Source organism: Providencia sp. 2.29 (assembly GCF_015832305.1).
GTDB classification, from domain to species: Bacteria; Pseudomonadota; Gammaproteobacteria; order Enterobacterales; family Enterobacteriaceae; genus Providencia; species Providencia stuartii.
On sequence record NZ_CP065420.1, the window covers coordinates 4,004,564 to 4,019,822 of the forward strand.

General features: G+C 39.2%; 14 protein-coding genes and 3 pseudogenes. 7 read left to right on the forward strand and 10 right to left on the reverse strand.

What is annotated here, in order from left to right:
* The first annotated feature begins 22 nt into the window (after positions 1–22).
* The 3 genes and pseudogenes from I3B46_RS18960 to I3B46_RS21950 form a co-directional block, all read left to right on the forward strand.
* Positions 23–720: pseudogene (locus I3B46_RS18960) on the forward strand (IS1 family transposase).
* A 390-nt stretch (positions 721–1,110) separates the two neighbouring features.
* The gene (locus I3B46_RS18965; RefSeq protein WP_004917104.1) at positions 1,111–1,509 is read left to right on the forward strand and encodes a helix-turn-helix domain-containing protein; all 399 of its coding nucleotides are present in this window, start codon (positions 1,111–1,113) and stop codon (positions 1,507–1,509) included.
* 175 nt (positions 1,510–1,684) lie between these two features.
* Positions 1,685–1,894: pseudogene (locus tag I3B46_RS21950) on the forward strand (helix-turn-helix domain-containing protein); the annotation flags it as partial.
* A gap of 293 nt (positions 1,895–2,187) precedes the next feature.
* Here the strand turns inward: I3B46_RS21950 and I3B46_RS18975 are convergent.
* The 6 genes from I3B46_RS18975 to I3B46_RS19000 form a co-directional block, all read right to left on the reverse strand.
* Entirely contained in the window at positions 2,188–2,445 is a 258-nt protein-coding gene (locus I3B46_RS18975) for a hypothetical protein (protein WP_163762193.1), read from the reverse strand.
* Between the two features lie 257 nt (positions 2,446–2,702).
* Positions 2,703–3,947 (reverse strand): hypothetical protein, encoded by a 1,245-nt coding sequence (locus tag I3B46_RS18980; protein WP_163762194.1) that lies wholly within the window; start codon positions 3,945–3,947, stop codon positions 2,703–2,705.
* Complete coding sequence (locus tag I3B46_RS18985) at positions 3,947–6,358, reverse strand: TcfC E-set like domain-containing protein (RefSeq protein WP_163762195.1); 2,412 nt, start codon at positions 6,356–6,358, stop codon at positions 3,947–3,949. Before I3B46_RS18985 ends, I3B46_RS18980 begins: the two co-directional genes overlap by 1 nt.
* Before the next feature lie 144 nt (positions 6,359–6,502).
* Positions 6,503–7,024 carry a CS1 type fimbrial major subunit gene (locus I3B46_RS18990; protein ID WP_048608147.1) on the reverse strand — a complete coding sequence of 174 codons (522 nt, stop codon included), beginning with the start codon at positions 7,022–7,024 and terminating at the stop codon, positions 6,503–6,505.
* A gap of 119 nt (positions 7,025–7,143) precedes the next feature.
* Positions 7,144–7,890 (reverse strand): hypothetical protein, encoded by a 747-nt coding sequence (locus I3B46_RS18995; protein WP_163762196.1) that lies wholly within the window; start codon positions 7,888–7,890, stop codon positions 7,144–7,146.
* Positions 7,891–8,044: 154 nt separating this feature from the next.
* Positions 8,045–8,317, reverse strand: coding sequence for a helix-turn-helix domain-containing protein (locus I3B46_RS19000; protein WP_004916087.1), 273 nt, complete (start codon positions 8,315–8,317; stop codon positions 8,045–8,047).
* A 451-nt stretch (positions 8,318–8,768) separates the two neighbouring features.
* Here I3B46_RS19000 and I3B46_RS22790 point away from each other — a divergent pair, with 451 nt between their 5' ends.
* Positions 8,769–9,038, forward strand: coding sequence for a transposase (locus I3B46_RS22790; protein ID WP_004916000.1), 270 nt, complete (start codon positions 8,769–8,771; stop codon positions 9,036–9,038).
* Here I3B46_RS22790 and I3B46_RS19010 read toward each other — a convergent pair.
* A pseudogene (locus tag I3B46_RS19010) lies at positions 8,975–9,780 on the reverse strand (IS5 family transposase). The gene I3B46_RS22790 and the pseudogene I3B46_RS19010 overlap by 64 nt on opposite strands.
* A gap of 9 nt (positions 9,781–9,789) precedes the next feature.
* Entirely contained in the window at positions 9,790–10,569 is a 780-nt protein-coding gene (locus I3B46_RS19015; protein ID WP_231405882.1) for an inositol phosphate phosphatase SopB, read from the reverse strand.
* 198 nt (positions 10,570–10,767) lie between these two features.
* Here I3B46_RS19015 and I3B46_RS19020 point away from each other — a divergent pair, with 198 nt between their 5' ends.
* On the forward strand, positions 10,768–11,058 hold the full coding sequence (locus I3B46_RS19020; protein ID WP_004917316.1) for a GNAT family N-acetyltransferase: 291 nt from the start codon (positions 10,768–10,770) through the stop codon (positions 11,056–11,058).
* A gap of 25 nt (positions 11,059–11,083) precedes the next feature.
* Complete coding sequence (locus I3B46_RS19025) at positions 11,084–11,977, forward strand: pirin family protein (RefSeq protein WP_014657413.1); 894 nt, start codon at positions 11,084–11,086, stop codon at positions 11,975–11,977.
* A 124-nt stretch (positions 11,978–12,101) separates the two neighbouring features.
* Here the strand turns inward: I3B46_RS19025 and I3B46_RS19030 are convergent, their stop codons facing one another.
* Positions 12,102–13,673: an AbgT family transporter gene (locus I3B46_RS19030; RefSeq protein ID WP_060561449.1), complete on the reverse strand. Its 1,572-nt coding sequence runs from the start codon at positions 13,671–13,673 to the stop codon at positions 12,102–12,104.
* A gap of 462 nt (positions 13,674–14,135) precedes the next feature.
* Here I3B46_RS19030 and I3B46_RS19035 point away from each other — a divergent pair, with 462 nt between their 5' ends.
* Entirely contained in the window at positions 14,136–14,504 is a 369-nt protein-coding gene (locus tag I3B46_RS19035) for a DUF1992 domain-containing protein (RefSeq protein WP_004917323.1), read from the forward strand.
* Here I3B46_RS19035 and I3B46_RS19040 read toward each other — a convergent pair.
* Positions 14,491–15,201 (reverse strand): helix-turn-helix transcriptional regulator, encoded by a 711-nt coding sequence (locus I3B46_RS19040; RefSeq protein ID WP_104873198.1) that lies wholly within the window; start codon positions 15,199–15,201, stop codon positions 14,491–14,493. The genes I3B46_RS19035 and I3B46_RS19040 overlap by 14 nt on opposite strands.
* Positions 15,202–15,259 lie beyond the last annotated feature (58 nt).

Genomic DNA, 15,259 nt, shown 5'->3' on the forward strand with positions numbered 1-15,259 from the left:
GGTAATTTACCGGATAATATTTATGGCTAAAATCGATGTAAGATGCCCATTTTGTCAACAAACTTCCTCAGTGAAAAAACATGGGTTAGGAAGCTCGGGCCATCAACGTTATCGTTGCCAAGACTGCTGCCGAAGCTTCCAACTCGATTATGAATATCATGTCTGCCAACCCGGTACCAAAGATAAAATTATCGACCTCACGATGAATAATGCGGATATTCGTGATACTGCCAGAGCCCTTCATATCAGCATTAATGCGGTCGTTCGCACTTGAAAAGCTCTCGCCGAGACAGGTAACGTCTTGACCGCTTAATAATTTGCACATTGAACTCCTTTGCGAAGTCGATGAGCAGTGGTCTTTTGTCGCTAATTAAGAAACAACAATGCTGCCTCTGGTATGCTTGGGAACCTCGCCTAAAACGGATTATTGCTCATACATTTGGTCGTCGAAACAAAGAAACTCTTCGACAGTTGCTGACCTTACTATCTAGGTTTAATGTAGCTTTTTGGTGCACGGATAAGTTCTGTGCTTATGAGATATTGCCCAAACAAAAACACGTAGCCAATAAATTTTATACCCAACGAATAGAAAGAGAGAATTTAAATCTGAGAAACCGCTTAAAGCGACTTAATCGTAAGACGTTAGGCTACTCCAAATCAGCAGAGATGCACGACAAGATCATCGGCACATTTATTGAACGCGAACACTACCTATTATGATACTCTACACATTGAATACACGACCGCATTTTTAATGGAACAGTTTAAATAAAAATAGTGTATTTTATGTTTTTGATAACATTAATTTATATTTATTTTGTTTTTTATACTTATTTTTAATTATTATTTTTCATTTGAGCGAAGTGATTAACCATCTACATATGATTATCCTTTTTGGTTTTTTGTAGTGGTTGGTTTTATAGCGTTATTTTTGTTTTGCAATAACACATATAGCATGTAAGTATAAATATTTATCTAGTTTATACTATTATTCAGGGATTGATTTTCTTTAAGAAAGCAGTAAACTTCGCTCTAAGAATAACGCATCGAACTAATTTGTTCTGTTACGTTATCTTTGATTTTTTAGCTGAAAGTGAGGAATGAAAAATTATGGATAAGCATGTCTATTGCGAGTACTTTAATGTCATAGGCGATGGTGAAAACCTGTATAAAAATCTAACGTCAAAGCAGCAGCTCAGTTTGATCATTGGCCGGCAAATTTATTTTATCCGTAAGGCTCGCTGCATGACAGGTAAACAATTGGGTGAGCAACTGAATGTATCACAACAACAAATATCCCGCTATGAGAACGGTGTGTGTCATATTGATGTCGATACCTTGATCCGCTTATTGTATATTCTCGATATGCCGATCGATCAATTTTTTTCTCAGGTTTCTGTTAGATTAAGTCAGCAATTTCCGGCAACGTATGCGAAATATCATTCTTTATTTATTCCTGTGGTAGATTCATCCAATAATGAATATAGATTAATTAAATCCAAAGGCTAGTTTATTTAGAACCTGTGGTGCTCAATGATTTATTCAATTTATCCACATCAATGATGCGGATAATGGTGTTGTGTGTTATTCAGCGATTTGTTTATTTCATTGCTGAAAATAAATTTATCAAAGTCTGGATTTCGGTTGACAATTAGTTTTTTCTAATTGCAGTCGGAGATCAGATATGATGAATATTAAAGCTAAACGAGATATTGCACATAAAACAAAAATCTAAAATCATGCCCGCGAGAGCAAAAATATTGCTAAAACTTGTCGTCATTTTGGGAGCAGTAGAGAAACTTTTTATACTTGGAAAAGAGCTTATGAACGAGATTGCGAGAAAGAATTAATCAACAATAAACCCTGTCCTGAAAATCCAACCAGAAGAGTGTCCTAATTTTGTTGTGCAGAACAGTTCTGAGTGACACAATAAAAGGTCAATATTTTATTCTCCCCCCCTACTCTGCATCAAGATAAGCGATTCCAGTAAAGGAATTAGTACCATAAAAGAATCTCGTTACAGGGCCTCCTCGGACATTTAGCATTTCATCACTGTATGTTTTTTGATTTGGTAATATGCCAAAACCATTAAGGGCATTGAACATTTTTCATATCTTCCAAGCTTGCCCAGTATGAAGGAATTATATGACCAGATATGTGAGATTGGATTCTGTAGTTTCCTGTAAATTAGATTGAATGCCTTATTGTCGTAGAAGTAATCTCGTCGAAAATTACAGACTGAGATTCTGTTGGAATAAGTTCCGTTTCTGCATAAATAGATGATAGTGCTCGCCAAGCTTTAACGTCATCGACAAATACCCCTTTAGACCTACAGTATTCAGCTAACTCGCGCTCAGACATTGTTGCAGTTTCAATCACGATGAAAAATCTCTGCTCCGCTGAAAAATCAGCAGTAGCATTTTCTAACGGCAATTCTGTAGACAATAGACCGCTTTCAACAAGTTCACTTCTCCACTTAGACCACGGAAGGACTCACATCTAATTCTTTAACAATTCTTCGGTGAGCCCAATTATACGGTAGTAACAACTAAGTTTGACCTTTCGTTTTCACATCAATTGGAACTGGATTAGCTAGCATAGTTATCTCCTTAAAAATCTAGACGACAACGATGCTAACACTGGGGGTTACTCACCGATCTCCAGACTTTCATATCTACTAGATCCACTCATTTCGTTTCAAATTAATATATATTCGGGTCAAAGATAACGGTCACTGTTCCTCGGTAAGTATCCGGTCTTGTCAAGAGCATAGTATCAACATCATGCTGAGTGACCAAAAAATCGATGCTTCCCTTACGATTACTTCCAATATCTCGTGTTGAAAACGTATTATTTACTATATCCTTATGGATTGGCATTAGCGCACGTGTAACCGTGCTATTGGTTTTCTGATTAATAATATTATTTGGTAAGCTCAAATACGCTTTTACAGGAACCAGTTGTCCATTATTGTCACTTTTTATAGCACAATGTTCACCTTGAATATATTCACATTGCAAATAAGCTGTAAATGAGCCCGTTGAAGAAATTAAAAAGTCACTTCGAGCAGTAAGCTGAGGAGTGATTTTTGTTATCATCCAACGTTCCCAGTTTCGTTTTCCCTGTTCTTCCGTACAAACTTTACCTACACTACAAGGTTGCAATGATAACGCACGACCTTCTGGCGTTGTAGTGACGGTTAAATCATGATTAACAGAAAGAATGAGATTGATATCAACAACGCTGTCATCGGCTTGGTAGTTATCACCAAAATCAAAATCGCCTCCTTGACCTACGGAAAATGATAATTTCCCCGTATAGATTCCTGAACCTACAGTTAATAAGTTATCTTTAGCCACTAATGAGTAACCGATGCTCATGTCATAAAATTTGGAAGGTTCCGTTCTGCCTATGGTGCTAATTTTATGGCAAGGACTAGTGTTATTTAACGTTGTCCACATAAAGAGATACCACGCCTCTGCAACCTGTGCTAGTCCACCATAGCCACATCCACCTCCCGAAGGTGTGTACACAAAAGAGCTTGTTGTCCAATCGTGTTGTCCTGTATTGTGCCGATACCTCGCTGAGTAATTAGTTATCCTAAATATAACGTCAAATGATTCCCCGGTATCCTGATTCCTTACTGTGAGTGTTCTGGGAGTTTTAGGAAAGTTAAAATAAGGTCCATCTCGAGGTTCGTTATAAGCAACGATCGGATAGGAGATGGTTGTTGATAACGGTAAATTAACGCTGAACATTTCTCCGGGACACCTATCGGGATACTGAACACAATACCCACTCTGCGGTGTTGTATTGGTAAAAACGCCGTCACTGTTACTGTTATTTATCGCCGGTGTGAATTTTGCGGTTAGATTAATCGTTACACTGTGGGCAAATGCGCTGAGTACCAACATGACGATACCAAGAATGTAATGAAAATAACGCATTATAACCCCTCCATTGATGAACAACGAATAACAGGAAAAAACTGTACGGCTTTTTCCGATGACAGGGCGTCCGGTAACTGGCACGATAAGGCGGGTAATTGACCATCGGCTAAGACAGTGAGTTTTTGGTTATTGATGCCCGTATCTAATGTTAAAACGCCCTCAGCATTAATCACGCCGCTACTAATATCACTAATCACCTGACGATGTCTTAACATTTGACCTCGGTTGTCTTGCAGCATCCCCACAAGCACTGTTGTTTTGATGGCCTTTAATTTTAAATATTTCACACTACCTCGATTCATTTGCATTGATTCATATTCAGGAAAAACTTTTCCGTTATGTTCACCCATGCTGTAAAACTGGATGGACTCATTTTTCCAGACATCCGCAGGAATAACATTTCGGCCCTGGAATAACTTTGTTTCGCTAACACTGTCTGAAGCGACAATTTGCATATCGGGGTCATCTGATTCTAAATCTACGATAAATGCCGAATCCATGCCTAAACCACGTTCGCCACTACTCGCCGCAAGTCTTCCTTCACCCAACAAAAGTGTCTGACTTAAGTTAATGCCCGCTGTGGTGCTTTTGTCTTGTACATAATGCTGGACATAAGCATCCCCACTGAGCGCTCGACTTTCCAAGGCGCCATTACCGTTAATGAGTGTGCTTCCACCACTTTGCGATATTCCAGCGCCTAGCCACCGTAGTGCCCCTTCATCCTGGGGTTGCCATTGATAATTTAAACTCGAATAGCTGTTACTGTCATTGATACCCGCATCAACTGATAACGTATGCTGTGCAGTCGGCATTAATGACATGCTTACTCCGAACATCACACCTTGCTCCCGATTCTTTTGATTAAATCCAGGTCGGTCATACGCACTTACTCGAAAATTAACATCGCGATTAGCCAAAATGGCTTTTGTTGTCAATGCTGCATCAATCCCAAACCCTTCTCTTGATGGATTTTTCATGTATTGACCATTCAATGTCAGTGAACTCGCCCACGGTAATTGGGTGAACATTGACGCCCCCCACGCGTTCCCAACTTGCTTAGACGAGTCTGTCGAGCGATAACTATCCTGGGAAGTTCGACGCCAAAAGACATTCAACGAGTTTCCCGGTGAAAGCGTCCGATAATAACGTAAATCTGCGCTCGAATTTTTTCGTGAATCGTCATCCGTCAAGGTATATTGGGCAAAAAGACTATCATTGGAAGACAGTGTTACCGTTGATCTTGCGCTGAGCTGATATTTTTCTGCGGTCATTAAAAAACTGCTTCCCAAGATAACACGGGGGGTCAATAAGTAATCGACGGCACCGCCGCCGATGAACGCGTTATTATTCTCGGTGGTGTTCTTACGGCTAATCACTAAATCTCTTTTTTGCCCACCCCAGAAATTTAAGCGCCATTTTTGATTGGGATTTTGCCATCCTAATGGCTTGTATACTTGAGCTATTTGAGTATCCACAATCTTACCGTTCTCTAGGGTATTAATCGTGATGTTATAAATGCCGCTGGGTAAACGCCGAGTGTCAATAGCTTGTATTCCTGGTTGCAGTTGTTGCGAGTAGATGAGGCGATTATCCAGCCAAACTTCTGCCGTTGCTTGATTGGCAGCGGTGACATAGATAGGGTAAGCACTGACACTTTCGTTATTTATCAATAATGCATTTGAGGTTCCCCACATGGCTCCAGCAACAGAGCCTGTACTAAATCCATTGGTTTCAACATTTCCCTTATCACTGTCCGGGGAAAAAAAACCTAAGCGAATAAAGTTACCTGCTAATTCCTTTTGTGTGTATAGTGCATAAATATTGGTTTCTTGTGTTTGATTGGCTTGGCTAGAGCCGTAGGTCTGCAGCGATATTTTTTGTGTCCATCCTAAAAGCGAGGACACGATAGATGAGGTAAAGTTCCATGTCTTCGCTGAAGCTACCGAAACGGCAGATAAATTATTGTGCATAATGACACCATTTGGCAGAGTGCTAGGCAAATGGATATAGTCATTGTTTACTTGCTCAGTTTCGTAGTGTGATGTAAATAATTTTAACGAGGAGTTATCCAGTCGATATTCAGCAGAGATTAGTCCTGCAGGGCAGGAGGAGTGACATGCACCTAATGAGATCCCTTTTTGTAAAATATTAGCCCACTCATTTTTAACTTGAGGTTTAATATCTGGTTCTTCATCTAAAATTCGTAGGAGATTAATTTGTCCATTTTCATGAAGCGAAAAGACAGCATCAAAAAGCGGAGAATCATTAAGATACACTTGAGAAACAATTTCTGAATTATAAAAATACTGCTTAAATTCATCAGGAACTTTTATCGTATTGCCTGCTGATAATAAATTTGCCCCCAAAGCTATTCCAGGTGCTAGAATTAAAGTAAATAATACTTTCATATTCATTCTTAGCCAAATCAAAAAATACAAACACTATAAAAAATAGTTAGTCACTCGATAAATGCACAAACACAATTGAAATAACGAACGACTAGACTAAGCAATAAGGATGAAGGCCTCAAAGGCCTTCATCACTTGAGTAACTTATTTGTCTCCAGCTGGAGGCGCGACAAGCGCTGGTTCAAAAACCATTGCCACTTGGCCAGTAAAAGAGCCTGTCACAGTTAGAGGTGTGTCTGTTTTTTGTGTAATGCGAAGATTAGCACGACCGCCTGCTTTGGCATCTGCGGCATCAACTACGGTATTAGCCGTATTGCTGAGTGATACACCGTTAAAGATAACAGTTAACGGAATGGTATCTTTTCCATTTGATAAGATAGCTGTACCAGTTGAGTCGGTATTCGTTAAGGTTGCTTGAATACCACCGGATGTATTTTTATATTGAAATTGCTTGGAGAAATCTTGTAACTTCTTAGTTCCTAAATCATAAACCATTTCTTGCGTTTGATTAACCCAGCCGCCCTCAACAGGAATAACTTGAAAATCATCTGTTGGGATGGTGGCCGTTAAGTCGATAGCGTAGCGTTGTTCATCCGCAGCGTGAACAGTCATTGACCCTAAAGCCGCGCAAGACATTAAAATCGCGGATAATGATTTTTTTAACATGTGAATACCTCATTTATGATGATTAAAAAAAGAAGGAAAACGCTGTTTTCCTATTTATTTATTTTCTATAACTAGAAAACAAAATTAAAATTAATTATTTATCTAGATTGATGTTAATGTTAATAATTAAATGATTTTGATTTATCACCTTCAATTAATGTGAAGGTGATTTTGTTATTCTGTTTTTTTTGTAAAATAAACTCCCTCCCAGGCAATATAATTTCTCGGGATTTGTTCTCGCAATGTGATTTTGCGTTTTCACAATAACGGATATTATCTAATATAATGGTAGCATTTCCTTTATTTATTATTGCTATTTGTTTGTTCCTATCGTCAATAACGGTATTAAATAAAGGTTTTTCAGGTTGCATCACAACAACACTACCATACCCAGTCAATACATTAATTCCGGCCTCCAGTGCGTTTTTCTTGTATTGAGTTATTTCATCCTTGCTCATACCAAAACCATCATTTTCTTCTGGGAGTACAGGGGTAAAACGGATCCTAAAATAACGTTCTTTATCTCGCGCTCCTGACCATAATATACGTACAGTCTGAAAGCCCGATGGAGGAATGATTAATCTTAGTGGTGAGACAATGAGTCGTTCTTGTGTTAATGAGCCTGCGTCAACTTCTTTTTGTGTTGATTCGCGTTGATTCATTTTCGGGGTAACATCAATCTCCAATACCTCAACACGGACAAATGCGGTAGATGTTCCTGTATTATATACGCGTTTGGTCAGGCTTTGTGTTTCCGGTGTAAAAACATCATACATACTACCAATACCAATGGAAGGTGCGGCACATACTGTTATTGTTATACTCATTAATAACAATGTTAAAATAAAGTGAATTCGTTTAAGCATACATATTCCAATTTTTTATATAATAAAAAATAAAACTTTAATTAAAAACCAACACAAATATCCAATCTAATTCATCTTAAAACTTTAAATAATCCCAGAAAACAGATTAATGGAAAATGTAGGCTATTTTCTTTTGTGTTAATGCAGTACTGAATTAACGCAAACGTTGATATTCAATTAAAACTTCACTGGGATCTTCATAAAATACCTCGACAATTAAATCAAGTAACGTTTTATCAATCTCATTTAATAATTGCAGAATGATTTCGATTGAAAATGTTGCTTGCCCTCGTTCTAGTCGAGAGATATGTTGTTGGGAGATATTTAATTTTTGTCCTAATATTTTCCCCGACATACCTAGTAATCTTCTGTGTTTTCGAAAAAATGCACCTATGCGAACACTTGCACTTGATATATTGTATCTCATTAACGCGAACCACTCGTTTTACCAAATTAAAATATGGTCAATATCAAAACTATTGGTGCTAAAGACTAAGGTAAATTAAGAGGAGAGGGAAATAGTTTAAGACGATCAATTTTGTTGTTTATGATAGCTCATGACTATTAGTTTGGTTTGTATTGATCGTTATCACCAATAGTTTTTGATTTTATGTGTATTACTTTATGATTTTAAATAGATTTTTCATAAGATGTTAAGTTTCCTGGGAAATGATAACGTGAGTTACCAGATTGCGATTGAAATATTAATACGCACTCTGAAACTAAATTTAACGAATTACTCGTTATTGCTGTTTTTTTTGTCATTCAATCTTAGGGTAAAATTAGTAATTGAGTATGCGTGATGAATATTAATTATTCTGCGCAATTAAATCAGGACACTTTAATAATGGAATATAATCCAATTATTGAGGTGTTAAATGAAAAAACGAAAAAATAGGTTTTATACCGCTGAATTTAAGCAAGAGGCGATCGCATTAGTCACCGAGCAAGGTTATAGCATACCAAAAGCGGCAGCTTCTTTAGGGAGCACCGATAAATTACTTTATAACTGGAAAGCAAAATTCGACGCTGAGCGATCTGGTAGTAGTTTGAATTCCGATGAGAGAGCTGAGCTATTAAGAACCTATCCCAATAGGTTTTTATTCCAGACAATGACACCACAGGCAAAATGCAGCATCGCCTCATAATTCTCGACTTTCTTCTCCCAACGAGTCAGGACACGACGGTAGCGATTCATCCAACTGTGTGTTCTCTCTACAACCCAACGGTGAGCCTTAAAATCCGTGTTTTTGATGGCTTCTGACTCATCCTTCCGTGACTGGATATGAGGTTCATAGCGACGACTTTTCAGATACGATCCCAACCATTCCGCTTCATACCCTTTGTCCATGCACAACCGGAGCCTCTTGCATGGTCTGCCCGTCTGGAGGGCATCGAGCGTATCCGCAACCAGCTTTATGTCGTGTGTATTTGCTCCAGCGACAACCAGTGCAAGCGGAAGCCCGTTCCCGTCAGTCATCAGACTGCGCTTTACGCCCCGTTTCCCCCGGTCTGTAGGGTTCCTGCCTGTTTTTTTGTACCAGCCAGCGGTGATTTGGTCATACAACCCTCCATCGATAGCCACGACCAGTCAATAGCGTCCAACTGTTCGCAAGCAAGCAACCCGTTTTGCCTGAAGCGTTCAAATACGCCAGCATCCCGCCACTCCTGAAATCGGCGGTGAGCAGAGCTTGACGAGCATATACCGGTGGCATTCAGCGCATTCCACTGGCAACCCGTCCTGAGTACGAAGAAAATGGCGTTCATTGCAGCGCGATTATCAACCCGCTTGCGGTGCGTACCCAGCGGGTGTTGAGTTCTATGCTCCGGGATGAGAGGAGCCATTTTCTCCCAGAGTTCATCACTGATTTGCCACTTGTTGCCCGTCACGCTTCGCCCTCAGAAATTATCATTATGTATTATCTGACAATTCCTTTTGGGATAGATTCTAAATAAAGTGGATTGATTATTATCTTTAACCTCTGAAAGCCATAAATTAACAGCGTGGGTCGTCTCTTCTGCTGATTTCGAACAAATACCTTTCCCTTTATAGCTGTTGTCACAAAATATCTCGTGATTATCACCACAATATTTCATTTGAGATGCGGGAGTTAAGATAAATGAATATTGGCTATTTCCATAACTCAATGCTGTTTCTATTGTATGCCAATCTTTATTATTAAGATGCCTACTTAGCTCTTTTTGAAAAAGTTTCCCAACATCTTTTAAAGAGATTCTATTATTACTATTGAGCATTTCATGATGAATAATTTTAATTAATTTTTCTTCGAATTTTTTAGCCTGCAACAATTCCCTTGATTGAATTAGTCTGTTTGGTTCACACGTTAACTGCTTTAATTTATCCGATATTGTAGCTAACACTTCCGTGGATAAATCAACGTGTTTCAATATATTTTCTGCGGTACTGAGCAGCTCCTGCTGGAAACGAATAAGATCGCTTTTATTTTGAGTTACTTTAATGAGGTTATTTTTTCTCTCCACTGAACTTTGACCACGAGGTGGTGTTTTTATTGCCTCTCTAACAAGCTTTTGGCTTTTTATTGTGTTGTTAACTGAATCAATATTATAAGCAAATGTCTTACTTAACTGCTCCTGCCCGCTGGATGTGGCATGAGAAATTGATTGTTGGGGTTCATCTGACTTTATTATGTAAAACACATGGCTTCTCCATTGAAATAAAAATACTATTCAATCGAGAAATACCTTATAAATATATAAAAAACCGATTGTTTATTTTATTCATCATCACAATTTAAAAATAAGCTCCATCAAATTATTTGAGAGAACTCAACAAAATCCCATCATTGTCTTTAGCCAAAAGCTTAGCTAGGCTTAAAAAAGATAAACGATTATACGATGGAGCATCAAATGCCAAATATTCAATCGGATCACCACAGCTTCTTTATCTTAGCGGATGATAAACAGACTCGTCTTGCTGAAATTACCTTTGTCTATACCGGAGACGAACTCGCTATTATTGACCATACCGTCGTTGATGAAAGCTTAAAAGGGCAAGGTATTGCCAAACAATTGGTCGCAAAAGTCGTTGAAAGAATGCGTTCTGAAAAGCGTAAAATTATTCCTCTTTGCCCATTCGCCAAAGCTATTTTTGATAAAACACCTGAATACCAAGATATTCGCCACTAACCTGTTTTATTGATAAGAGGTAAAAATGAGCATACCGACCCCGAAAAATAACCTAGATTTCCAGCACATTCATGCACGTATCAAAGATGTTGGTGGGATCCCTGTCGCAAGGGTATTACCAACAAAACAACGGCGTTTAATTGGTGCTTGGTGTTTTCTCGACCATGCGGGCCCGACTGTATTTAAAGGTGACTCTGCTGGTATGCGCGTCGCGCCTCACCCACATACTGCACTGCAAACCTTCACTTGGATGCTTGAAGGCGAAATTCTACATCGGGACAGTTTAGGCTACGAACAAGTGATCCGCCCGGGCCAAGTAAATTTAATGACCGCAGGTAAAGGAATTAGCCATTCCGAAGATACCTATGGAGAAAACCGCCATTTACATGCCGTACAACTATGGATAGCACTACCAGAAGCCGTGAAAGATATGCCCCCTCGCTTTGATCATTACCCTATTTTACCCAAATGGTCAGTTGGAGATATCGAATATCAATTACTCATTGGGGAGTATGATTCTTATAAAGCCCCCACATTATCGTTTTCTTCTTTATTAGGCTTAGATATCACCACCCGCAATAATCACTCATTATCACTAACGCTACGCCCTGAATTTGAATATGGCATTTTTGTTATCGAAGGGGATGCGATTATCGATTCACAGCGCAGTCATCACAATGAGTTGATCTATTTAGGCCAAGGCTTGTCGCAAGTCTCACTACAACTTTCAGCCAATAGCCACATTCTATTATTAGGTGGTGAGCCTCTGAATGAATCTGTTTTGATGTGGTGGAATTTTATTGGTCGCACAAAAGCTGAAATCACCGCAGCCGTTGCAGAATGGAACCAAGGTAGCCCTCGGTTTGGTAAAGTTATCAATGATGAACGTACGCCGACACCATCCCCCTTAATGCCATAAATATGCCAACCAAGTCGGTAAAAATGTTTATTCAATAAGTTTGATATTTGTATTGAAGTTATATCCATCAAAGATAATAAAAAGGTAGCCAATGAAGTTGCGCTACCTTTTTCTTTAAAACAAGTTAGCTCGCGGGAGTAAAGTAAATCGGAGAACCAGGACCTACGGGTAGTCCGAGTACAAATACCCAAATCACAAAGAACAGTGACCAGCCAATAAGGAAAATGATTGAATAAGGCAACATCATAGAGACCAATGTACCAATCCCGGCATCTTTCTTATATTTCACAACGATAGCCATAATTAAACCAAAATAACTCATCATTGGAGTAATAATATTGGTTACCGAGTCACCAATACGGTATGCCGCTTGGATTGTCTCTGGTGCATAACCCGCTAACATTAACATTGGCACAAAAATAGGTGCAGTCACCGCCCACTGAGCAGAAGCAGAGCCTATCATTAAGTTGATAAAGGCACAGATAATAATAAAGCCAATAAACAGCACACCACCATGTAAATCGATACTGTTTAAGAAATTGGCGCCTTTCACTGCGACCACTTGCCCGATATTTGTCCAACCAAAGAAGGCAACAAACTGTGCAGCAAAGAAAATAATAACTAAATATAATCCTAGAGTACTCATTGCGTTTGCCATGGCATCTACGATATCTTTATCAGAGCGCATGGTTTTAGCGACATAGCCATACACAATGCCTGGGATCGCAAAGAAGATAAAAATGAATACCACAATGGATTTTAAGAATGGTGAATTACTGACTAATCCGGTTTCTTGATTACGTAAAATACCATTTTCTGGCACGACCATAAGGGCAAGTATGGCGGCTAATCCCCAAAAGGTCACCGATGCCCAAAACAGCGCTTTTTTCTCAAGTGGGGTTACTTCAGCATCAGCACGTAATTTATCTTCATCTTCATCAACACCGCCACCTTGGTAAGGCCCTAATTGTGGTTCAACAATTTTTTCAGTGATGAAATAACCTAAAATAGTGATTAGGAATGTACTGGCAAACATAAAATACCAGTTCGCTTCTGCCCCGACTGTATAGGTTGGATCAATAATTTGCGCAGCCTGCTGGGTAATACCAGAAAGCAGTGGGTCGACAGTACCTAATAATAAGTTGGCAGAATACCCCCCCGAAACCCCTGCAAAGGCAGCGGCAAGACCTGCTAGCGGATGGCGACCAAGTGAATGGAAGATAATCGCAGCCAGTGGGATTAGTACTACATAGCCCAATTCGGCGGCGGTATTTGACATGATCCCCGCAAACACAATTGCCACTGTCGTTAGCTTACGCGGTGCTTTGATAACCACTAAACGCATCGCCGCAGATAAAAGCCCAGCTCGTTCGGCAATCCCAACCCCTAATAAGGCAACTAACACCGTGCCAAGAGGAGCAAAGCCCGTAAAGTTAGTAACAACATTAGAAAGGATTTTACGGATACCTTCAGCGTCTAATAGACTGACAACATGAATAACCCCATCCGCAGCACGCCCTTTTGCCCCTTCTGGACGTGGATCAGCAACGCTGACTCCAAAATATTGACCAATTGCTGAGGAGACCAATAAAATTGCAGTTAAAATAATGAATAAAATGACTGGGTGAGGTAAGGCATTGCCTAACCATTCCACCGTGCGTAACAAACGGCTCCCATCTTGTTTTTTTTGTTCCATATTTTCTCCTTATAAACAAGAGAAATGGACATTACACAATGTTTTGCCATTTAGCTATTTTCAAAAATATAACGCTGATTCAACAATTTATTTATTTTTAGATTGAAACCCCATCCCTATTAAAATTTAATCATAAAATATAGAATTAAAAGTCATCATGACTTAAATAAATAATTAATTTAACCTTTAAATAAAAAACACCGATAATTAATGAAAATGTGGTTCAGATAACAGTTTTTCACTATTTACTGAGTAATTTATTCTCTTTTTAAGCGTTAAATAGCCTGACTTTTGGTCTTTTTAGTAGAAAATCACCTCCAAATATCCGTATTCATGATTAGGTTTTCCCTACTAATTACACAAAGAATAATAAACCATGTAATATTTTTATTTCCCTATTTTAGCTATCTTTATGCCATCGCTGTTATAATCAGCTTATCCTTTTCAACTAAATAAACCATTATGTCTGTTATTGATGATTGGGCAGAACGCCATATTCAAGAAGCGTTAAATAAAGGTGAGCTAAAAAATCTGAAAGGCGAAGGACAACCGCTTTTACTTGATGACGATAGCCAAGTTCCACCTGAATTACGAGCGGGTTATCGTATTTTAAAAAACTCAGGGTATTTGCCCCCCGAATTACAGTACCGAAAAGATGCACTCACGTTGGTCGATATGCTAAAAGGGCTTGCTCATGATGATCCTAATTACCAGCCTCTAAGTAAGCAACTTTCTTTATTAGAGCTCAAACTTAAACAAGCGAATATCAATACTGATTTTTTACATGGTGAGTATGAAGCGCATATCCGCCAGCGTTTTAAACCTGAATAGATAACTTGATAGCTCCTGTTCGATATTCCATAGGAGTTTTACCATAGTATTGGCGGAATGCTTGGCTAAAAGCCGAGTGTGAATCATAGCCTACAGACAATGCAACTTGCTCGATTGAATTCGCCGTCATCAGCAAGCGGCAAGCCGCTTCCATGCGCCTTTGTACAAGTAATTGCATTGCGGTGAGTTGTGTCGCCGCTTTAATTTTCCGTTGTAGCGTACTTACTGACATACAAAACGCATTCGCCATATCTTGGCAACTGAGTGGAAGATGTAAGCGTGCATCAATCCATCGGGTCACCCCATCAATCCACTGCTCTTCAGGTTTCATTTGAGCAAGCAGCAATTTTGCAATGGTCGTATGTTGTTCGAGGGGTTGAGGAAACCGCTGCAACCAATTTAATAGCCCAATAGCAGCGGGAGTTAGCGAAAAAGACATTGCTTTGTCATCAAGTGCCCATGGAGACGTGCTTGGCATCTCTAAAACATAATTTTGGTTGCCTGATAGACCGCTAAATGCATGACTTACACCAGGTGCAATGACCACACCATTTCCCGCCGCTAATAGAAAATGCTGCCGATGCATATTAATTTCCATGCCCCCCGATAACGCAAAGACAACCTGCCATTGCTCATCGTGTTGATGAGAAATCACATCTTCGGAATATTGGCGATAATGTAATTCAGGCAATAACAAAAGCGCACTCCTCTTTACTGGTAATAGGAGGAGTATAGCCCTTTTAGGGGGAAAAATG